Genomic DNA, 20,088 nt, shown 5'->3' on the forward strand with positions numbered 1-20,088 from the left:
GAGGGTAACCAACGGATCGTCATTACGGTTTAGCCAAAAACGCTTTAATGCCGTTGACGATGGAGGCGGCCACCTGTTTCTGAAATTTGGGGTCAAAAATCATCTGTTCCTGTTCGGGCACGATGATAAACGCCTGCTCCGCGAGGAAGGAGGGCATCTGGGTCATGCGGCAAACCGCGAAATCCGCATAGAAAAGACCGTGATCGGGAAGCGGCAAACGCTTTCGATAGTCTGAGTGAATAACCTTAGCGAGGGTCAGGCTTTGAGGGTGATACCAATAAATACTGAACCCGTTATTCCAGACAGGGTTTTCGCTGTTTCCAGCGGCGTTGCAGTGAATGCTAATGAAGAGACGCGCGCCGCCTTTCCAGGCGATGCGCGGACGGTCATAAAGCGGAATATCGCTGTCCGTCTCGCGGATGAGAAAGGGGTTGGCTCCGGCACGTGCAAGAGCGTCCCGGACGACGTTTGCAATAGCAAGATTGGCGTCTTTTTCCAGCGTCCCGTGAGGGCCGATGGCGCCGGAATCCGAGCCGCCGTGACCCGCGTCGACAGCGATGGCCATCCCCGCGAGACCATCTTTCAACCAGGGTTTCCGGATTTCGATCAGCAAAGTTGTTCCTTCGTACCGGATGTCGTAGCCCCACCATTTCTGGAAAGCCGGCTCGATGACGAGCTGAACCGTGTCCGGGGCCGTCTGCCGCCAGCGGACTTGCTGGATCAGCGTGTCAAAAGGATCGTAACGGATGAGGTCGGTTTTAGCGACGGCCCCATAGAGCGTCACCACCAGCTGCGCCGGATTCAGGTTCTGCTCCGCGCGATAGGGCAGCACATCCCCTAATGGAACGCGGATCAGCGTGTTCTCGTCCTGACGAGTCACGATAAAGTTTCCCAATGGACTTTGCGCCGGTTGCGTCCCCGGAGGAAGTTCTTGAACGGCATTTTCCCTCACCCAGCCGCTTTGCATCGCCGACAAACGAACCCGCCACTGGCCCCCCACTTTCCCCGTCAAGCGGACCCGCATGCCTTTGGCGAGAAAAAGATCATAGCCCCCGTCGGGGCCTGTGCGCGCCGCCACATCCTCCAGGAGCAGCCCGACCCGGGGCGCCGGCGTGTTGTCGATCGTCAGGCGGCCAGCGGCTTTTTCTTTTTCCGTGATGCGGCGCCTCTTCAGCGTCACCTCGATGGAGGCGCGGTGGACTTTATCTTCCGGCTGAATCGTGTAAAGGCCTTCGTAGATTCCCCGTCGGCCTGCGGAGGAGACGCCGACCTCCATCATCGGGATCTTACGGGCGACGCCTTCGATGGAAAACTCGGCGCTGGCGCCGGAGGATCCCTGGAAACTCACCCGCACGCTGTCTCCGGCCATCAGCCAGGCGTCGTCAAACGGGGAGACCGATCCTTTTTCAATCGTGAGAGGGCTTAAGGGGCTGGCGATAAATCCCGGCGCCACATAAATGCGCCGGTCCAGTTTGGCGCTGTCTCCGGCAGGACTTTTGACTTCCGCGCTTAAAACGAAATCTCCCGTACTGACCGGAACCATGGCCAGATATCCTCCGCTGGAATGGACATTGATGGTGCTGCCATTGATCGTCAGGGTGGAGCCGGGGACCACCGCGCCGAAGGCGAAAATCTGCGACAACAACGGGAGGCGCTGACCTTCGGTGGGATGAACGATAGTGAGCGTTGCGGGAGTGATCGTGGGGGTGGAGGGGATAACGGCGGAGACGGCCAGGGAAGGCAACAAACATAAGGTCCATAGGAACTGTAGGGGCGCACCGCTGTGCGCCCGAACATTATGCCGCATACCATTTGCATGCCATTTGATGCCGACATGATGGTTTATGTGGCGTTGTTTATTGGCGGGCGCACAGCGGTGCGCCCCTACACATCCCCTGTCAGACAACATGAGGCTTTTCATTATCCTTCTTGTCCATCTCGGCCAGTTCCGCGCGCTGGGGGTCATAGCCTTCGCGGCCCATGAGAGCGTAGGTATAAACCTTCGCCAGCTCCACGCCCGGCTGGTCAAAGGCATTGACGTCCAGCAGCTCTCCCATATAAGCGACTGCCATCTCAAAGAAGAACAATAGCTCGCCAATCGTGGCGGGCGAGATCTCTGAAATGGAAATCGTCATATTCGGGCGCTGCGCTTTGGTCAGCGCGGAGCGGGTCCCCTGTTCTTCGGCCTTCAGTAATTCATTCAGCGTGCGTCCGCTCAGGTAATGGCTCGCATCCACGGAAGGGATAACGGTCTTGCGCCCGAAATCCTTCACCGACAAGAAAGAAATAATCTTGTCAAAAGGCCCCTCCATGTAAAGCTGGGCCTGGGAGTGTTGATCCGTAACGCCTAGCGCTTTGATCGGAGTCGGACCCAGATGGACGGTTTTGCCGGAACGGTCCAGCTTCTTGCCCAGGCTTTCCGCCCAGAGTTGGCGGTACCAATCGGCCACGCACCAGAGATTTTGCGAATACGGCATCAGCACCGAGAGCTTGACCCCCTTCTGGTAGTAAAGGTATTGAAGGGCGGCATAAACCGCGGCGGGATTGTCTTTCAGGGACGCACTCTGGCAGCGCTTGGCCATGGCTTTCGCGCCTCCCAGGAGCTCAACGAGATCAATCCCGGTCAGCGCGGCCGAGACCAACCCGACCGGAGTGAAGACGGAAAACCGTCCCCCCACATTGCCCGGCACCTCAAACGTCATCATTTTTTCCCGGGCGGCCAGCTCGCGCAGGTAACCTTTTTTGGCGTCCGTGGTCAGCACAAAGTGCTGCGGGGCCCGTTTCGCGCCGACGGTTTTCTCCACGGCTTTGCGGAAAAAGAAATAATTGGCCAGGCACTCCGCGGTTGTTCCGGATTTAGAGATGACATTGAAGAGGGTCTTTTTGAGATCCAGAGTTTCCAATAGTTCGGCGGTCCAGCGCGGGTCCACGTTGTCGAGCACAAAAAGCCGCAGCCATCCTTTGCGGTCCTTCCGGTCCATCAGGTTCCAGTAGAACGGTCGAAGCGCCTGTTGCAGCGAGTTGTTTCCCAACGCGCTGCCGCCGATGCCCAGCACCACGAGCGTGTCAAAGGGCTTGCGCGCGCGGCGCGCCCAGCGCATGATCCGTTTGGCTTCTTCGATCTGGTTGGGCAAGTCGATGAAGCCCAGTTTGCCGGAGGCCCCCATCTGAGTCACCGAACGGTGCGCGTCATTCAGGCGCGGCTGTAAGCCGGAGATTTCCGGTTCCATCAGGCCGTGTTGAATGCCAATGGCATCGGATAAGCAGTGTGAATAGTTTAATGACAACATCGGTTTCTCCTTCTTCTAGTGGTATTGAACAGGTGGTAAAACGGATGACGACGGAAATTTCAATGAAACCACCGCCAGAGAGTCGGGGGTTTGCGTCAGCGGCGCGGGCTGCTGGACACGAACCGGGGTTTTCGATTTCTTCGGTTCCCCCAGGGCCAACGGTGAAAACGTTTTGGCTTTCGGCAGGGGGGCGGGGTTTCCAGTACGCCATGACATAAGCGGAACGTTTCATCGGGATGTGCAGGGCCCAGCCGACTTCAATCCAGTCAAAATCTTTAATCAAACGCTTGTTGGCCTTCCAGATCGCCACCCAGCCGGGCCCCTGACGAACCGGGGAATGTTTTTCAGCGATTCCCCACAGCGTATCCCCTTTGGCGACGGTATAAACGCCGCGGTCGGCCGTTTTTTGCTGTATCTTCAGCGCCAGCCAGGCCTCTTTGGCGAAATCCATGGCTTTGGGGTAATCGCCGGCCGCCTGGGCCGCCTTCGCGGTCCGCAACGGGACGGAAACGGATGGGATATCGCCGGATTCTTTCGCGAGCTTGCGATAAGCCTCTCCGACAATGGCGATCGTTTTCGCAGACGCTTGTAGAGAAATCGAAGGAAGCTGATTCTTCGCGATAGGTACCGCTGAGGAAACGGGGGTTACCGGAGATGATTTTCGAGCCGTCGTTGTGATGCGACCGCGCCACCACAATAAGCCGCTGATCCCAATCCCGCCTACTAAAACAAGGACAATCAAGAGTTGAAGCCGCGTGATCCGCACGGAATAATTGAACCATTTCCGTGGAGGATTGTCGATTTTATTGAACCCTCATCCGGGTCGCCAGATGTTGGCGACCCACCTTCCCCCTCAGCAGGGGGAAGGTGCAGCTCCCGTGCCATCTGTTCTCCCTCTCCCTGATGAGGGAGAGGGTTGGGGTGAGGGTTTCGGGGTCGCTTACCCGAGCGTGAGCGAGGCCGTCATCATGGCCGGGTCGGACGTTCCCTCGATCTTGAAGCTCAATTCTTGAAGCAGGGTCTGCATGCCGTTGTTTTCTCGAAGAACGTCCGCCTCCAGGCGGCACACCTTTTCATCCCGGGCCACCTGAATCAACCGGCGGAGCAGCTCCGACCCCAGGCCATGGCGCTGCACCTGATCGCTGACCAGGATCGCGAATTTGGCGTCGTTGCTTCCGTGAAGTTTGATCAACCGGGCCATGCCGAGCAATTGGGGTTCCTGGTCCTTGGTGTGGGTTGTTTCAGCGACGAGAGTGATCTCGCGGTCGTAATCAATGAAACAGCGCCGCAGTAACCGTTCGTGGCTGGTGCGCTGGGGCAGGGGCAGGGCTTGATGATAGCGGAGGTAGACGCTGCGTTCCGAAAGCGTCTCATGGAATTTGACCATCAACGGCTCATCCTGCTGCCGGATCGGGCGGATGGTGACCTTGAGATCGTCCTTTAGTTTGCTTTGGAACACATACTGGTTCGGGTAAGGACGGATCGCCAGGCGCGGCAGTTGATCATCTTTTAATGCCAGATCGTGCAGAACGACGCGTGCATCTAGGGCCACCAGTCCTTCGGGCGAAGCCAGGAGGGGGTTGATGTCGAGTTCTTTCACCCAGCGTTGTTCAGCCACCAGCTGGCTGAAGCGGACCATCAAGGTTTCAAGGGCCTTCAGGTCAATGGGTTTGCGGCCGCGGACACCTTTGAGCGCCTGATAGATCTTGGTCCGCTCCATCATCCGGCGCGCCAGAGTCGTGTTGAGGGGAGGAAGCCCCAGCGCGCGGTCTTTAAACACTTCCACCAGCTGTCCGCCGCTGCCGAACAGAAGGACCGGGCCTACTTGCGGGTCGATACTGCTGCCGATGATCAGTTCGTACCCGTCTTTCCAGGCGATCATTTTCTGGACCGTCACGCCCGAGAAAGCATTGGCGCCGGCTTTTTCTTTCACGGATCTTTCGATCGACTGGAAGGCCGTCCGGACCGCCTCGGCATTGCGAATATTCAGTTGTACGCCGCCGACATCGGTCTTGTGGGTGATGGTTTCGGAGTACAGTTTCAGAACGACGGGATACCCCACCTTCTCGGCCTGCTGCATTGCGTCCGACTCGGTTTTCGCGATCAATGTTTCAACAACGGGAATGCCATAAATCGCCAGAAGCTCTTTAGCTTCGGCTTCGGTCAGAAGAGTTCGTCCCGCGTCGCGCACTTTCTGCAGCAACGATTGGGCGCGGGTGGCCGCTTCCCGGCTTTCTTCGGTCAGAGCCGCGGGCGAAGGAGTTTCGTAAAGCGCCCGCAGGTTTTCGCTGTAGCGTGCGATATACGTGAAGGCGCGGGCCGCGGTGTCCGGATAAGCAAAAACCGGGATGTTGGCGCGCCGGAGAATGTCGGTCCCGGTGGTTACGCTGGCTCCCCCCATCCAGCTGGCGAGCACGGGTTTTCCCAGATTTTGCCCGAGGGGCTTGAGCGCTTCAGCGGTCATCGTGGCGTCGGTCATCGCCTGCGGCGTGAGGATCACCAGGAGTCCGTCACTCGCCGGGTCCTGAGCCGCGATTTCCAGCGTTTTGGCATAGCGTTCGGGCGAGGCATCGCCCAGGACATCGATCGGGTTGTTGTGGCTCCAGGCTGCCGGCAGGAACTTGTTCAGTGTTTCGGTCGTTTCTTTGGTGATGGTGGCGAGTTCCCCCCCGGTGCTGATCAAGGCGTCGGTTGCCAAAACCCCCGGGCCTCCGGCGTTGGTGATGATCGTCAAGCGGTGCCCGGCGGCCTGCGGTTGTTTGCCGAGAACTTCGGCCATATGAAAGAGGTCTGAAATCCGATTCACGCGCAGGACCCCTGCCCGTCGGAAAGCGGCTTCCAATACTTCGTCGCTGCCGGCCAAAGAGCCGGTATGGGAGGCGGCGGCTTTGGCCGCGCCTTCAGTTCGTCCCGCTTTAATCACAATGATGGGTTTGTTGAGAGCGACTTCGCGGGCGGCGGAAAGGAAAGCCCGTGCGTCGCCGATAGTTTCCATGTAAAGCACGATGCTGTGCGTATTGGGATCATCTCCCAGATAATCGATGAGATCTCCCCAGCCCACATCGAGCATGGAGCCAATGGAAAGAAAAGCGCTGAAACCGACGAGTTCCTGAAGGCTCCAGTCCAGAATGGCGGTCATCAGCGCGCCGCTTTGACTGATGAAACCAACATTCCCCGGTCGCGCCATGGTGGCGGCGAATGTCGCGTTAAAGCCATTCAGGGGGTTCATCACTCCCAGACAATTCGGGCCGACGATCCGCAGGGAGCCTTTTCGCGCTTCTTCGAGCACCTGTTTTTCCAGGGCCGCGCCTTCCGGACCTGTCTCTTTGAATCCAGCGGAAATAATGATGCTTCCTTTAATGCCGACCTGCACACAGTCCCGGATCACGCCCGGGACAGCGGGAGCGGGAGTCACTACAACCGCTAAATCGACTTTTTCCGGGATGTCCGCTACACGGGGATACGCTTTGACCCCCAGGACGTTGGAGCGCTTCGGGTTAACGGGGTAAACGGTGCCGCCAAAAGGGTTGCTGATCAGGTTTTTCAGAACGGTGCGACCGACGCTCCCTTGTGTTTCCGTGGCGCCGACGACCGCCACTGTTTTCGGGGTGAAGAAAATATCCAGAGCCGAATTCTTGTGGCTCATAATGTCGTGGATCGATTCGGAGACAGCGGATGGACGAGTATTTTCCATGGGAGACGAGATTTCCTTTCGCTTCGGAATAAATTGAAATACAGGTTAACCTATGAGCGCTGTCATAAGCCAGCCATCTGGAAGTCATGTTAGAATGAGTCTCCTAGCAGATGCAAGCCTGACGGGGAGAATATGGATTTCTTGATCACACTATTCCACGCCGACTCTGTCGCTCATGCGGTGCTCGTTCTCAGCCTGGTTTCCCTCGGGGGGCTGGCGTTGGGGCAGTTTCGCGTCTTCCGAATTAATCTAGGGATTGCCGGGGTGCTTTTTGCCGGCCTTGTTTTCGGATATTTCCACCTGACGCCCAACGATACGGTACTTGATTTTTGCCGGGATTTCGGCCTGATCCTTTTTGTCTATGCCATTGGCCTGCAGGTCGGCCCGGGTTTCTTCTCGACGTTTCGCCGCAACGGCCTCTCGCTCAATTTCGCTTCGCTCCTCATTGTCTTGGCCGGTGTTCTGATGACGGTGCTGATCGTCCGGGTCGGTCATGTGCCCGGGCTCGTGGCGGTGGGCCTTTATTCGGGGGGCGTGACCATCTCCCCCAGCCTCGGCGCGGTTCAACAGGTGCTGAAAGATGTCCCTCTTCTGCCGACCGGGGTGTCGGATGGACCGGCACTGGGTCTGGCGCTGGCCTATCCGTTCGGCATCCTGGGGACTATCCTGGCGATGATTCTTGTCCGCCTGAGCTTCCGTGTGAATGTTCAAAAAGAAGCCGAGCAGGTTTTGCTGGAACAACCCCATGCGGCGCCGCTTCAGACGATGAACATCGAAGTTCAAAATTCCAATCTCCAGGGAAAAGCATTGAAGGATATCCCCGGCTGGGAACAAGCGGGGGTGGTGGTCTCCCGGCTCTGGCAGGATCATCGGTTGAGCGTGGCGGCGCCGGGAAGCGTCTTGCACCTCGGGGATGTTCTCCTGGCGGTCGGCCCGCGGGACCGGCTGGAGGCGTTTCAGATTATCGTCGGGAAACCAACCGATCTCGATCTGTACACCCTTCCCAGCCTGATCACGACGCAGCGGGTCATGGTAACGGCGAAATCCGCGGTGGGCCGATCCCTTCAGGAGCTGAACCTGTTAAACCGCTATGGCGTGACGCTGACACGCGTCATGCGGGGAAGCATTGAGCTGGCCGCTGCGCCTTCGTTGTGCCTCCAGTTCGGAGATACGGTTCTGGTGGTTGGCGAAGAGGAAGCCATCCAGAAAGCCAGCCAAGCGCTGGGCAATTCCCCCCACCAGCTGAATGTCCCGCATCTGATCCCCATGTTTATCGGGATGGGACTGGGGGTCATTATGGGGTCGATCCCGTTTCATGTACCAGGTCTGCCGGCCCCTGTGAAATTAGGACTGGCGGGTGGGCCATTGATTGTGGCGATGATTCTAGCGCGGATCAACCGGATCGGTCCGGTGATCTGGTATATGCCGATCGGCGCCAATTTCATGATCCGGGAGTTTGGCCTGGTTCTCTTTTTGGCTTGCGTGGGCCTGCGGGCTGGAGAGCCGTTTTTCCGGGCGCTGCTCAATGGGTCAGGCTGGTACTGGATGGCCTGTGCGTCGCTGATTACGCTGGTGCCGCTGATGATCGGAGCCCTCTTTGTACGCCTGGTTTATAAGACGAATTATCTCTCACTCTGCGGCTTCCTCGCCGGGAGCATGAACTCCCCGGCCCTCGCCTTCGCTAATGCCATGGCTCCCTCGGATGCCCCGGCGATTGCCTTTGCCACAGTTTATCCGCTCGTCATGCTGTTGCGGGTTCTCACCGCTCAGCTCCTCGCGCTCTGGGTCTTGCGCTAGGCCATTTGACAACCCGTCTGGGCGAACCCATAATATGCCAACAAGGGAATATAAGCATATAGGACCCCATAAGCCGTGGATGGCGAAAGCATTGTTTTTAAATTAAAAGCGGATTTCTTCAAGGCATTAGCCCACCCGTTAAGACTGGCCCTCATTGAACGGCTGAAAAACGGTGAAATGTCCGTGGGGCAGTTGGTCAGTGCGCTGGAGGTCGAGCAATCGAGCATCTCCAAGCATCTGGCCATCCTCAAGCAGGCGGGCATTCTTCATTCCCGGCAGGAAAAGGTGACGGTTTATTACACGATCCGGGACCAGGATATTTTTAAAGTGCTGAATCCGATTATCGATATTCTTGGCAAAAAACTGAAGGAAAGCGAACGCATCCTGGCTCATCTGGGACGCCGCAAACCATGAAATTAACCGTGCGCGATGTCATGAAATTATTCAAGGTGTCGGAGAAGACCGTTTACCATTGGATTTATGAGGATGAACTCCCTGCGTCTCAAGTCCAAGGGCAATACCGGATGAACCGGGCCGAACTCTTCGAATGGGCATCGACCCGGCAGATCCCGGTTCCAACTGATCTGATTCAGAAGAAGGGCCCCGCGGCGTCATTCCAGCCCACGCTTTCCGGAGCGCTCACCCTGGGCGGGATTTTTTATGACGCCGCCGGAGACAGTCAATCCACGGTTTTGCAGGAGGTCGTTCGCCTGATGCCTCTTCCGGAGGGGTTTCATCGCGACGATCTGCTGCGCGTTCTCATGGCCCGGGAAGCGTTAGGTTCCACCGGGATCGGCGACGGCATCGCCGTCCCTCACGTACGAAACCCGATTATCCTTCCAATATCGCAAGCTTCGATAACGCTCTGTTTTCTGCGCACGCCGGTGGATTTCGGCGCATTGGATGGCCGGCCGGTCTATGCGGTGTTCACCCTGGTCAGCCACACCGTCCGCGCGCATCTTTATCTGCTGTCCCAGTTGTCCTTTGCGCTTCGCCAGCCGTCCTTCGGCGTACTCATCGCCCAGCGCGCTCCGGCCCCCCAGATCCTGGAGGCGGTCCGGCAGGTCGAAGCCGGTTTTCATCTACCCACCACTGAAAGACCTTCGCATTGAATTCCTGGATCCTTTCAACGTTTCTGTTTTCCCTGGTGTTGATTCTGGTCAGCGGGATACTTGATCCTTTTCTGCGCAGGATGGCCGGCCTCCGCTTGGGAACAGCGGTCCCCGGAGTGGTCATCGGTTCTCTTATAGGGCTGGTGCCGGCCTTGTGGATTCTCTGGAACGGCGCCACCGTTTCCGTGCAACTCCCGTGGGCTGTTCCCAACGGTTCGTTTTCGATGGCGCTGGATCCGCTTTCGGCTTTTTTCCTGGTCCCTCTTTTTCTGCTTTCAGCGCTCACCGCTGTTTATGGTTCGGACAATCTTTCACCATTTTTTAATGGGCTCGTGGCCAGCATCGCGCTGGTTTTGGCCGCGCGTAACGGTGTGCTTTTTCTGGTGGCCTGGGAAGCAATGTCTTTGTCGTCCTTCTTTCTGGTCACTCTTGAGCACGAAAAGGAAAGCGTCCGCGAGGCCGGATGGACGTACTTGGTGGCGATGCATATAGGCACCGCCTTTCTCCTGGTCCTCTTTATCCTCTTGGGCCGGGGGGCCGGAGGCCTCGATTTTGACCGCTTTGGATCACCTCAGACGTTGACTCCCGGTCTGGTCTCCATTCTTTTCTGTTTGGCGATCGTCGGTTTTGGCACCAAGGCAGGGTTCGTTCCCTTTCATGTCTGGCTGCCCGAGGCCCACCCGGCCGCGCCCAGTTATGTCTCCGCTCTCATGTCGGGCGTCATGATCAAGACTGGGATCTACGGCATTTTGCGCGTGCTCACCTTTCTGGGACCGCCGCCGGCCTGGTGGGGATGGCTTCTCGTCGGGATCGGCTCAGTCTCTGGCATTCTCGGTGTACTCTATGCTCTGGCTCAGCATGACCTCAAGCGTCTCCTGGCTTACCACAGCGTCGAGAATATAGGGATTATCGCTCTGGGCCTTGGGGTTGGCCTGCTCGGAGTCCATTACGGTTCAACCCCTCTGGCGGTGCTGGGGTTCGGCGGAGGCCTGCTGCACGTTCTCAATCACGCGGTGTTCAAGGGATTGCTCTTTCTCGGGGCGGGATCCGTCCTGCACGCGACAGGCACCGGCGAGATCGATCATCTGGGAGGGCTTTGGAAGCGCATGCCCTGGACCGGCGTGTCTTTTCTCGTCGGGTCCGTGGCCATCTCTGGCCTTCCACCTTTCAACGGATTTGTGAGCGAGTTTCTCATTTATCTGGGGGCCTTGAAGGGCATCACCTCCGCCACTGCCGTCGCCAGTGTCCCTTTTATCGCCGCGCTCATTGCCCTGGGGCTCATCGGAGGGCTGGCCGCGGCCTGTTTCACGAAGGCTTTTGGCGTGATCTTTCTGGGGGAGACACGCAGTCCGTACGGGGCGCAGGCGCACGAAGCCGGCTATGAGATGCGCCTGCCCATGGCGGCCCTGGCCATCGCCTGTTTAGCCATCGGGATTTTTGCGCCGCTCGGTCTGGATGGCGCGCTCAGGGGGGTGTTGGCCTGCGTCACTCGTCTCCCGCCTGAGGAAGTTCACAAGGGTTTGTCGATGGCCAGGATCCCCTTGCAGGGAGTCGTTTCCGTGGCGTTTGGACTCTTGGTCGGGGCGTTCCTCCTGGCCGGGCTGCGCCGGTTTCTGCTTCGGGGACGTCCTGTGGCGCAGGCCAGGACCTGGGGCTGCGGGTATTCGCAGCCGTCGGCCCGGATGCAATATACGGCCTCGTCTTTCGCCCAACCCCTGATCAGTCTCTTCCGGTCGACCTTGCGTACCCGCCGGACCTTCGTTCGACCCGAGGGACTCTTCCCGAAAGAAACGGCCTTGTCGACGGAAACGCCAGACCTCTTTCAATCCGGACTTTACCGGACAGCGTTTGACGGTATTGAAGCCGTGCTGTCGAAGTTCCGCTGGCTCCAGCATGGCCGCGTGCAGCTCTATATTCTTTACATCATGGTTACTTTGCTGATTCTTTTGATCTGGAGATTAGGATGAACCGGGATTTTTCACTTGTCGTCATCCCCTGCGGTCACTGGCAGGGGATCTATCCTGTCTTAGACATAGATTCCCCGCCAGAACCCGCGGGGAATGACGACATAAGCAGTGACAAGGTATTTCGGGTGAAACACCGATGAATGGCATTCCATTTTTTGCCGCTCTTCTTTTCGCCCCGCTGCTTTCCGGCATCATCAACCGCGTCAAAGCGGTTTTTGCGGGGCGACGCGGCCCGCCCCTGCTGCAACCCTATCATGATATGTTCAAGTTGCTGCGCAAAGGCGCGGTGTACAGCCGGACCACGGGCGGAGTCTTTCGTGCCGGACCGGTCGTCGGGCTGGCCGCTGTCCTGGCCGCGCTGATGATCGTGCCGTGGGGAGGCGCGCGGAGCGCGGTGTCCTTCCCGGGTGATTTTGTGATGATGGTCTGCCTGCTGGGTCTTCTGCGCTTTTTGACAGTGATCGCCGCTCTGGATACCGGATCGAGTTTTGAGGGCATGGGAGCCAGCCGGGAGGTCACCTTCTCCGCGCTGGCTGAACCCGCGCTTCTTCTGTGCCTGGCCGCGTTGGCCCGGCAAAGCCAGGCTCTTTCCTTGTCCGATATTTTCGCCGACTTACCGGCGGGGGTCTGGACGAATGCGGTCGCGGCGCTGGCACTGGTTGCCGCCGCTCTTTTTGTCGTCTGTCTGGCGGAAAACGCGCGCATCCCGGTGGATGACCCCAACACGCATCTGGAACTCACCATGATCCATGAAGTCATGGTGCTGGATCACAGCGGACCGGACCTGGCGTTTATTTTTTATGGCTCGGCGCTGAAGCTCTGGCTCTTCGAAGCGCTTCTCGTCGGAGTTTTGTCGTCTGGTACGGGTCAGGGAAACATTCTTTTTTGGATCGGCGGCATGGCGGGGTTGGCTGTCGTTATCGGGGTGGTCGAATCCGCGATGGCCCGCCTGCGCCTTTCGCGGATCGCGCCGCTTCTGGTGGGAGCCGGCGTCTGCTCGCTTCTGGCGCTGCTTCTGGTGATGCGATGAACGCCGATGTATTGATGGTCGCGATCATCCTGACGAACCTGATGCTTCTTGGGACCAGCCGTCTGGCCGAATGTATCCGCATGGTGGCCATCCAGGGGGTGGCCCTTGGGGTATTGCCGTTTTTTGTGAGCGGAGAGTTGACGTTTCACGTCTTCCTATTATCGGCTGGGATCATCGTATTGAAAGGCATTATGTTCCCTTTTCTCCTGTCCCGCGCGGTGCGGGAAGCGCATGTACGCCGGGAGGTGGAGCCTTTCGTCGGATTCACGCTTTCTCTTGTGCTGGGAGCTCTGGCGCTGGCAGCCGCGTTCTGGCTGAGTTCCCGTCTGCCGTTCCCGCTGTCACCGGGCAGCCCGCTGGTGCTGCCCGGAGGGTTCTTCATGATTCTGGTCGGACTCTTTCTGCTCGTAAGTCGCCGCATCGCGGTTTCCCAGGTGCTGGGGTATCTGGTTCTTGAAAACGGGATTTATATCTTCGGGATTTCTCTGGTTCATGAGCAGCCATTGCTGGTCGAACTGGGGGTGCTGCTGGACGTCTTCGTCGCGGTTTTTGTCATGGGAATTATGATTTTTCATATCAACCGGGAGTTTGATCATATCGATACGGACCGGATGGACACGCTGAGGGACGTGGATCTATGATTCTGGCGCTTCTGGCCATTCCCTTGGGCGGGGGGCTGGTGTCGTTGTGGCTCCGTCACGACCGCGTCCGCCGGGCGCTCCTGTTGGCCTGTGCGGTCTTGCATACTCTTCTGACGGCCTTGGCCTGGCGCCGCTTGCCCAGCCCCATCCTCCATGGTTGGATGGCCCTGGACCCGCTGGGGCTTTATTTCCTGTCGATCACGAGTTTGCTATTCCTTGCGGCCGCGGTGTATGGCGTCGGCTACCTGCGCCGGGAACATCACGGGCAAATCCAGGATTATGAAGAGCATATTTTTTATATCAATGCCCCCGAAGCCGTTTTCACCGGCTGTCTCCTGCTTTTTCTGGCGACCATGACGCTGGTAACGGTTTCGCAGCATGTCGGGCTTCTCTGGGTGGCGGTGGAGGCGACCACGCTCTCCAGCGCGCCTCTGATTTATTTTCATCGCCACCATCGCTCTCTGGAAGCGGCCTGGAAATATCTTCTGATCTGTTCGGTCGGGATCGCGCTGGCCTTGTTGGGTAATTTCTTCCTGGCCGTCGCCGCCTCCAGCCGGACCGGGTCCGTTCTGACTCTGGTCATCCCCGACCTGATTCCCCACGCGTCCCGCCTTCAGGTCCCATGGTTGAAGGCCGCTTTCCTTTTCTATCTGGTCGGCTATGGCACGAAGATGGGGCTGGCTCCTCTGCACACCTGGCTGCCCGACGCCCACAGCGAGTCGCCCTCCGTGGTCTCTGCGCTTTTGTCGGGGGCGCTGCTCAACTGTGCTTTTCTCGGGATCCTGAGAGCTTTCCAAGTGCTGGCCGCCGCTGGAGAAGGCCCGTTCGCGCAAAGTCTGCTGATCAACTTCGGACTTTTTTCCATGGGGATAGCGGTGGTTTTCATTCTCGGGCAGACGGATTACAAGCGGCTTCTGGCTTACTCGAGCGTGGAACACATGGGGATTCTGGCGCTGGGGGTCGGGTTGGGCGGCGCGGGTGTTTTCGGGGCGATGCTCCATACGATCAATCACTCCTGCGCGAAAGCCATGTTGTTCCTGGTGGCGGGCAATCTCCTGAGGGTTTATAAAAGCAAAGCGGTCCAGGATGTCCGCGGGGCGTGCCGGGTGCTTCCCATTTCAGGGGCTCTGTGGATCGCGGGTTTTCTGGCGATAACCGGATCGCCCCCCTTCGGACTCTTTATCAGTGAATTTACCATCCTGAAAGCCGCGCTGGATACCGGACGGATTGCCGCGGCCGCGACTTACCTGCTCCTGTTGGCGTTGATATTCATCGGCATGGCCACGGTGATGCTGCGCATGGCCCAGGGTGAAGCGCCGGCGGGTATTGAGAAGCCCCGGCGCGATATCTGGATCACCGTGCTCCCGCCGGTGTTTTTAGGGATGGGGGTTCTCGCGCTCGGGCTTTATGTCCCGCCGGTCCTCAGCGATCACCTGCATGTGATCGCGCGTTCTCTGGGAGTTCCTTGATGGCGCCTGCGTCGCTTTTATCTGTTTCAAACGGCCAGGCCGTGGATCTCGAGACCGTGCCGGTTCTCGGCCTTCCGGAGTTCCGGAACGCTGTCCTCTCCCTGGTGGGGAAAGGTTCCCGGCTCTCGGCGCTGTTCGGCCATCCCGCGGATGGAAAGCGCGTCCGGCTGTATGCTGTTCTGGCTGACGGATCCGCGGGGAGCCTGGTTGTTCTATCCGCTGATGTCGAGGGCCGTTATCCATCGCTCGCTTGCGAGTGCCCGCAAGCGGAGCTTTTTGAACGGGAGCTATTCGAGCAGTGGAGGATCAATCCGGAAGGCCATCCGTGGCTGAAGCCCGTGCGCTTCAATTCCTCTCCCAGACCTTTGCCGGGGGCCATGGATTACTATCGGGTGAGCGGCTCCGAAGTGCACGAGGTGGCCGTCGGTCCTGTGCATGCCGGCATCATCGAACCCGGCCATTTCCGGTTTCAATGCTACGGCGAGGACGTGCTGCATCTGGAAATCGCTCTCGGCTATCAGCACCGCGGCATTGAGCAGGCTCTTCCAGGAGGGCCGCATCCGCGAACCTTGTACCAGATGGAAACACTGGCCGGCGACACGTCCATCGGCCACGCCACCGCTTACGCTCAAATCGTGGAGGCACTTTCGGACAGCCGGGTCCCGCCGCGAGCCGAAAGCCTGCGGGCGATCGCGCTGGAGTTGGAGCGCCTGGCTAACCATGCGGGAGATCTGGGCGCTTTGGCCGGGGATGTGGGCTACCAGCCGACCGCTTCTTTCTGCGGGCGCTTGCGCGGTGACTTTCTGAATATGACGGCGCTTTTGTGCGGGAACCGGTTTGGAAGAGGGCTCATCCGTCCGGGGGGTGTTGGATTTGATGTGGATGAGCGTTTGGCAGAAGCGCTCTTGGCGAAACTGGAAGCTTCTTTCAGGGATTTGGCTGAGGCCGCCGGTCTTCTCTGGAAAACCCCGTCGGTTCTGGCCCGATTTGAAGGCGTCGGCGGTCTTTCGCGCCCCCTGGCCGTAGAGCTGGGTCTGGTCGGTCCGGCGGCGCGCGCCTGCGGACTTGAGCGCGATGCCCGGTTTGAATTTCCCGGCGGGTTTTTCCGGTTCGGACAGATCCCTGTTTCCACCTGGCACACCGGCGATGTGTTTTCCCGCGCCTATCTGCGCTGGTTGGAAATTGAGCGTTCCGTGATATTCGTAAGGGAGCGCCTGGGAACGCTGCCGGACGGTCCGGTGCGCGTTGAGGTAAAACCGCTGCATCCGAACCGCCTGGTGATCGCGCTGGTCGAAGGATGGCGCGGGGAGATCGCCCATGTGGCCCTGACGGATGGCCAGGGTCGGTTGGCCCGCTATAAGATCGTCGATCCTTCCTTCCATAACTGGAAAGGACTGGCCCTGGCGATGCGCGGAGGGCAGATTTCCGATTTTCCGCTGATCAACAAAAGTTTCAATCTGTCCTATGCCGGGCATGATCTTTAGGAAGGGGCCGTCGTTATGTTAAGCATGCTACTCGCACGATGGAAGCAAGGGAAGAGAACGATTCCGTTCCCCCTGCCATCGCCCGAACTTCCGGAGCGCTACCGCGGGCTTCCGGTCCTGCAGCCGGAGCGCTGTCCGTCCGGATGCCGCTTGTGCGTCGACCAATGCCCGACGCAAGCGCTTCAGCTCGGTTCCGAGGGCCGTCCTCGTCTGGATCTGGGGCGGTGTCTTCTCTGTCCGGAATGCCAGGACGCCTGTCCGCACGGCGCGCTTCAATTCTCGCGGGATTTTCGCATGGCCGCCCGCCGCCGGGAAGATCTCTGGATCGATGGGGCGCTTCAAAAACAAGCCCGGCTGCTGGATGAGAAAATACGGAAGCTTTTCGGAAGATCTCTGAAGTTGCGGCAGGTGAGCGCCGGCGGCTGCAACGGCTGTGAAGCGGACGTCAATGTGTTGAACACCATCACGTTTGATCTCGGCCGTTTTGGCATTCAATTCGTTGCTTCGCCGCGTCATGCGGACGGGATTCTGATCACGGGGGCTGTTTCAGAAAATATGAAGCAAGCCCTGCAGGATACGTATAAAGCGGTTCCTTCTCCGAAAATCGTTATCGCCGTCGGCGCCTGCGCTATTTCCGGCGGTCCTTTCAGAGACCATTCGGAAGTTGGCAATGGAGTGGAAGGCCGCTGGCCGGTGGATCTCTATATCCCCGGATGTCCCCCCCATCCCCTCACGATCTTGGACGGCCTTCTCCGGTTGCTTGGGAAGTTGGGCTAGCGCCAGCGCAGGATGATCTGCAGGAACCACGAGTTCGCCATGACCGCGCGAGGCGTGTTGTCGGAAGCGGAATGGCCTTCGAAGAAGCGCCGGTCAAACTCCTGGCCGCCGCTGAGATCGACGAGATAGGCGCGGCCCAGCGGATAACGGAGGCCCAAAGCGATTTTTTTCTGATCCAGGAATAGACGATTCGAGTGGTCATCCCGCCCGGCCCGCAGCCATTCCATTTGTTTCCAATCCAATCCCGCATAGCCTTTGACCGGACCTTTGATGCGCCGGGCGACTTCCAGTGAAAGATTGCGGGGTCCAAAAACGGCCAACCGGCTGCTCCAGGCATCATTCGGTGCGTAAGAAAGGGCGACGAACGGAAACCCTATGATCGCGCGAAATCCAGCGGAGGGATTCTGCCACGAGTAGGCCACCATGGGCATCGGGATATTGTTCAGGAAGTGGCGGTTGTTTGAATAGGCCAGGGCGAAAATCCAGGCATTATGGGCCCTGGAAGGAATCTGGTAATGAGCGGTCAGCCGGCCGGTTGGTTCATTCAGACTGTTGAATGGTTTGTCGCTGGCTGATCCCACGCTGCCGCGGATCCCCCACTCCCGGCGGTCTCCGAGGCGATGGTTGTAAGCCGCGCCGGTTTCGACCTGCCACAGCGAATCAGGGACCGTCATCCCGGTGTCCGGCACCACTGGGGATTCCGTCAGATTAAGGTGGTCAACGGATTGTTGCACGGACCAGGTGCTGGCGGAACTCTTGGAAACGACAAAGTTACCATGTGCCCGGTGTCCTGTCAGAATCGGCGCGGCGCCGGATTGCGGGGCCCGGGATCCCGGCGAGTGATGGAAGGTGTAATCGATGGACGTTTGTTGAGGGCCGCCGATGAAGGAGGATGGGCCGCCGTCTTCGGCATGGCTCACCAGCGTCAGCCCAACCAGGGGCAGGATCAGATAAAAAGAGAATCGTCTAAAGAGCCAGGCGTTTAGCAAAGGCTTCCTGCTCTTCGCGGAGCGCCGCCGGCAGCCGGTCTCCGATCTTATTGAAAAAGGCCTGTTGATCCTGTAAATCCTCGGTCCAGTCCTTCGGATCAACCTCCAGCAGCTTTTTCAATACGTCGGCGGAGAGGTCGAGCCCGGTTAGATTAAGAGAGTCCGGGGTGGGGACATACCCCATCGCTGTTTCAACGACCCGGCCTTTTCCATCGGCCCGGTCCAGCGCCCACAAGAGCGCCCGCAGATTTTCTCCAAATCCAGGCCAGAGGAACTTATTGGTCTCCGGATCCCGCCGGAACCAGTTCACATGGAAAATCTTCGGGGCTTTGGCGCCCAGGCGCTGTCCGATCGCCAACCAGTGCGCAAAGTAATCGCCTACGTTGTAGCCAAGGAACGGCAGCATCGCCATGGGGTCGCGCCGGACCACGCCGGTTTTGCCGGTCGCTGCCGCGGTTGTTTCCGAGGCCATGGTGGCTCCCAGATAAACGCCGTGCTGCCAGTTGCGGCTTTCACAGATGAGCGGTGCCACTCGCGCCCGCCGTGCACCAAAGAAAATGGCGCTGAGCGGCACCCCTTGCGGATCTTCCCAGTGCGGAGAAATGGAAGGGCATTGCGCGGCCGGGGTGGTAAAGCGGGAATTAGGATGGGCGCCCTTCTCCGCGGAAGCAGGCGTCCACTCATGTCCCATCCAGTTGATCCCGTGAGCCGGCGGCGGTCCCATGTCTTCCCACCAGACGCCGTTATCATCCGTCTTCAGGACGTTGGTAAAGAGGGTATTTTGCTTGATCGTCTCGACGGCGTTTGGATTGGTTTGCGCGTTGGTTCCCGGCGCGACGCCAAAAAACCCGGCTTCCGGATTCGACGCCCACAGCCGTCCATCCGGGCCGATGTGCAGCCAGGCGATATCATCGCCCACGGTCCAGACCTTGTACCCCGGCAGGCTCTTGGGCGGAATCAGCATGGCCAGGTTCGTCTTGCCGCATTGACTCGGGAAAGCCGCGGCGATGTAGCGCGTTTCACCCTGGGGATATTCAATCCCCAGAATCAGCATGTGTTCGGCCATCCAGCCCTGTTGCTGGCCTAGGTAACTGCCGATGCGGAGCGCCAGGCATTTTTTCCCGAGCAGCGCGTTCCCGCCGTAAGCGGAACCCACGCTCCAGATCGTGTTGTCCTCCGGGAAGTGGCAGATGAATCGCCGCTTGGGATCCAGATCCGCTTTTCCGTGGAGGCACTTGGTGAAGGACCCGCTGCTTCCCAGTTCGAGCAAAGCCGCCGTCCCCATGCGCGTCATGATGCGCATGCTCAAAACGACGTAGCGGCTGTCCGTGATTTCGATCCCGATTTTGCCGAAGGGGGAGTTGGCCGGCCCCATGATAAAGGGGATGACGTACATCGTCCGGCCCTTCATCGAACCCTGGAAGAGCTCCCCCAGTTTCCGGTAGGCTTCCGGCGGCGCCATCCAGTTGTTCGTAATGCCGGCATCCTCTTGTTTCCGTGTGCAGATAAAGGTGAGTTCTTCGGTGCGGGCGACGTCGTTGACGTTGGAGCGGTGCAGGTAACCCCCCGGCCATTTCTCCTGATTGAGCTGCTCAAATTCGCCGTCGGTTAGACACTCCCGGAACAACCGGTCTTTTTCTTCGAGCGAACCGTCGCACCAGTAAACCGTATCGGGTTGACAGAGCCGGGCCATTTCATCAACCCAGGCGAGCGCCTCTTTGTGGGAAGAAGGTGCAGTTAGGGTAGAGTTTGCTTTCATAAAAAAGTCACAGCCGCTCTTTCACAGGATAATTATTGGACAGTTGATTGGGGCGTGAGGTTTCGAAAACCGCCTTATC

At 58.7% G+C, this 20,088-nt stretch carries 15 protein-coding genes; 9 read left to right on the plus strand and 6 right to left on the minus strand.

What is annotated here, in order from left to right; all coding sequences use genetic code 11:
• Positions 1-22: 22 nt before the first annotated feature.
• The 4 genes from WC859_04195 to WC859_04210 form a co-directional block, all read right to left on the minus strand.
• Positions 23-1,807 carry an N-acetylmuramoyl-L-alanine amidase gene (locus WC859_04195; protein ID MFA5975347.1) on the minus strand — a complete coding sequence of 595 codons (1,785 nt, stop codon included), beginning with the start codon at positions 1,805-1,807 and terminating at the stop codon, positions 23-25.
• Positions 1,808-1,898: 91 nt separating this feature from the next.
• A complete protein-coding gene (locus WC859_04200) occupies positions 1,899-3,290 on the minus strand; it encodes a glucose-6-phosphate isomerase (GenBank protein MFA5975348.1) in 1,392 nt (463 codons plus the stop codon).
• Positions 3,190-4,056, minus strand: a complete 867-nt coding sequence (locus WC859_04205) for a LysM peptidoglycan-binding domain-containing protein (GenBank protein MFA5975349.1) — start codon at positions 4,054-4,056, stop codon at positions 3,190-3,192. Before WC859_04205 ends, WC859_04200 begins: the two co-directional genes overlap by 101 nt.
• Before the next feature lie 174 nt (positions 4,057-4,230).
• Complete coding sequence (locus WC859_04210) at positions 4,231-6,984, minus strand: bifunctional acetate--CoA ligase family protein/GNAT family N-acetyltransferase (protein MFA5975350.1); 2,754 nt, start codon at positions 6,982-6,984, stop codon at positions 4,231-4,233.
• 132 nt (positions 6,985-7,116) lie between these two features.
• On the opposite strand from WC859_04210, the gene WC859_04215 reads away from it, so the two are divergent.
• From WC859_04215 to WC859_04255, 9 genes are all read left to right on the plus strand, one after another.
• Positions 7,117-8,781 carry a putative transporter gene (locus WC859_04215; GenBank protein ID MFA5975351.1) on the plus strand — a complete coding sequence of 555 codons (1,665 nt, stop codon included), beginning with the start codon at positions 7,117-7,119 and terminating at the stop codon, positions 8,779-8,781.
• Between the two features lie 75 nt (positions 8,782-8,856).
• Entirely contained in the window at positions 8,857-9,195 is a 339-nt protein-coding gene (locus WC859_04220) for a metalloregulator ArsR/SmtB family transcription factor (protein MFA5975352.1), read from the plus strand.
• The gene (locus WC859_04225) at positions 9,192-9,893 is read left to right on the plus strand and encodes a PTS sugar transporter subunit IIA (protein MFA5975353.1); all 702 of its coding nucleotides are present in this window, start codon (positions 9,192-9,194) and stop codon (positions 9,891-9,893) included. The genes WC859_04220 and WC859_04225 overlap by 4 nt, the downstream gene beginning before the upstream one ends.
• Positions 9,890-11,860 carry a proton-conducting transporter membrane subunit gene (locus WC859_04230; GenBank protein ID MFA5975354.1) on the plus strand — a complete coding sequence of 657 codons (1,971 nt, stop codon included), beginning with the start codon at positions 9,890-9,892 and terminating at the stop codon, positions 11,858-11,860. Before WC859_04225 ends, WC859_04230 begins: the two co-directional genes overlap by 4 nt.
• A 136-nt stretch (positions 11,861-11,996) precedes the next feature.
• Positions 11,997-12,890 (plus strand): NADH-quinone oxidoreductase subunit H, encoded by an 894-nt coding sequence (locus WC859_04235; protein ID MFA5975355.1) that lies wholly within the window; start codon positions 11,997-11,999, stop codon positions 12,888-12,890.
• Positions 12,887-13,531, plus strand: coding sequence for an NADH-quinone oxidoreductase subunit K (locus WC859_04240; protein ID MFA5975356.1), 645 nt, complete (start codon positions 12,887-12,889; stop codon positions 13,529-13,531). The genes WC859_04235 and WC859_04240 overlap by 4 nt, the downstream gene beginning before the upstream one ends.
• Positions 13,528-15,000 carry a proton-conducting transporter membrane subunit gene (locus tag WC859_04245; GenBank protein MFA5975357.1) on the plus strand — a complete coding sequence of 491 codons (1,473 nt, stop codon included), beginning with the start codon at positions 13,528-13,530 and terminating at the stop codon, positions 14,998-15,000. Before WC859_04240 ends, WC859_04245 begins: the two co-directional genes overlap by 4 nt.
• The gene (locus WC859_04250) at positions 15,000-16,484 is read left to right on the plus strand and encodes a hydrogenase (protein MFA5975358.1); all 1,485 of its coding nucleotides are present in this window, start codon (positions 15,000-15,002) and stop codon (positions 16,482-16,484) included. The genes WC859_04245 and WC859_04250 overlap by 1 nt, the downstream gene beginning before the upstream one ends.
• A 15-nt stretch (positions 16,485-16,499) precedes the next feature.
• Positions 16,500-17,261, plus strand: a complete 762-nt coding sequence (locus WC859_04255) for a 4Fe-4S dicluster domain-containing protein (protein ID MFA5975359.1) — start codon at positions 16,500-16,502, stop codon at positions 17,259-17,261.
• On the opposite strand, the gene WC859_04260 is transcribed toward WC859_04255, so the two are convergent.
• Together WC859_04260 and WC859_04265 are read right to left on the minus strand one after the other, a co-directional pair.
• A complete protein-coding gene (locus tag WC859_04260) occupies positions 17,258-18,250 on the minus strand; it encodes a hypothetical protein (protein MFA5975360.1) in 993 nt (330 codons plus the stop codon). The two genes, WC859_04255 and WC859_04260, sit on opposite strands and share 4 nt — an antisense overlap.
• Positions 18,228-20,009, minus strand: coding sequence for a phosphoenolpyruvate carboxykinase (GTP) (locus WC859_04265; GenBank protein ID MFA5975361.1), 1,782 nt, complete (start codon positions 20,007-20,009; stop codon positions 18,228-18,230). Before WC859_04265 ends, WC859_04260 begins: the two co-directional genes overlap by 23 nt.
• Between the last annotated feature and the right edge of the window lie 79 nt (positions 20,010-20,088).

It is taken from the genome of Elusimicrobiota bacterium (genome assembly GCA_041660185.1).
Taxonomy (GTDB): Bacteria; Elusimicrobiota; Elusimicrobia; order 2-01-FULL-59-12; family 2-01-FULL-59-12; genus JBAZWU01.

Coding starts and splice junctions, on each gene's coding strand:
- WC859_04195 (MFA5975347.1), bottom strand. CDS start 1,807: ATGCGGCATAATGTTCGGGCGCACAGCGGTGCGCCCCTACAGTTCCTA.
- WC859_04200 (MFA5975348.1), bottom strand. CDS start 3,290: ATGTTGTCATTAAACTATTCACACTGCTTATCCGATGCCATTGGCATT.
- WC859_04210 (MFA5975350.1), bottom strand. CDS start 6,984: ATGGAAAATACTCGTCCATCCGCTGTCTCCGAATCGATCCACGACATT.
- WC859_04215 (MFA5975351.1), top strand. CDS start 7,117: ATGGATTTCTTGATCACACTATTCCACGCCGACTCTGTCGCTCATGCG.
- WC859_04225 (MFA5975353.1), top strand. CDS start 9,192: ATGAAATTAACCGTGCGCGATGTCATGAAATTATTCAAGGTGTCGGAG.
- WC859_04235 (MFA5975355.1), top strand. CDS start 11,997: ATGAATGGCATTCCATTTTTTGCCGCTCTTCTTTTCGCCCCGCTGCTT.
- WC859_04240 (MFA5975356.1), top strand. CDS start 12,887: ATGAACGCCGATGTATTGATGGTCGCGATCATCCTGACGAACCTGATG.
- WC859_04245 (MFA5975357.1), top strand. CDS start 13,528: ATGATTCTGGCGCTTCTGGCCATTCCCTTGGGCGGGGGGCTGGTGTCG.
- WC859_04250 (MFA5975358.1), top strand. CDS start 15,000: ATGGCGCCTGCGTCGCTTTTATCTGTTTCAAACGGCCAGGCCGTGGAT.
- WC859_04255 (MFA5975359.1), top strand. CDS start 16,500: ATGTTAAGCATGCTACTCGCACGATGGAAGCAAGGGAAGAGAACGATT.
- WC859_04265 (MFA5975361.1), bottom strand. CDS start 20,009: ATGAAAGCAAACTCTACCCTAACTGCACCTTCTTCCCACAAAGAGGCG.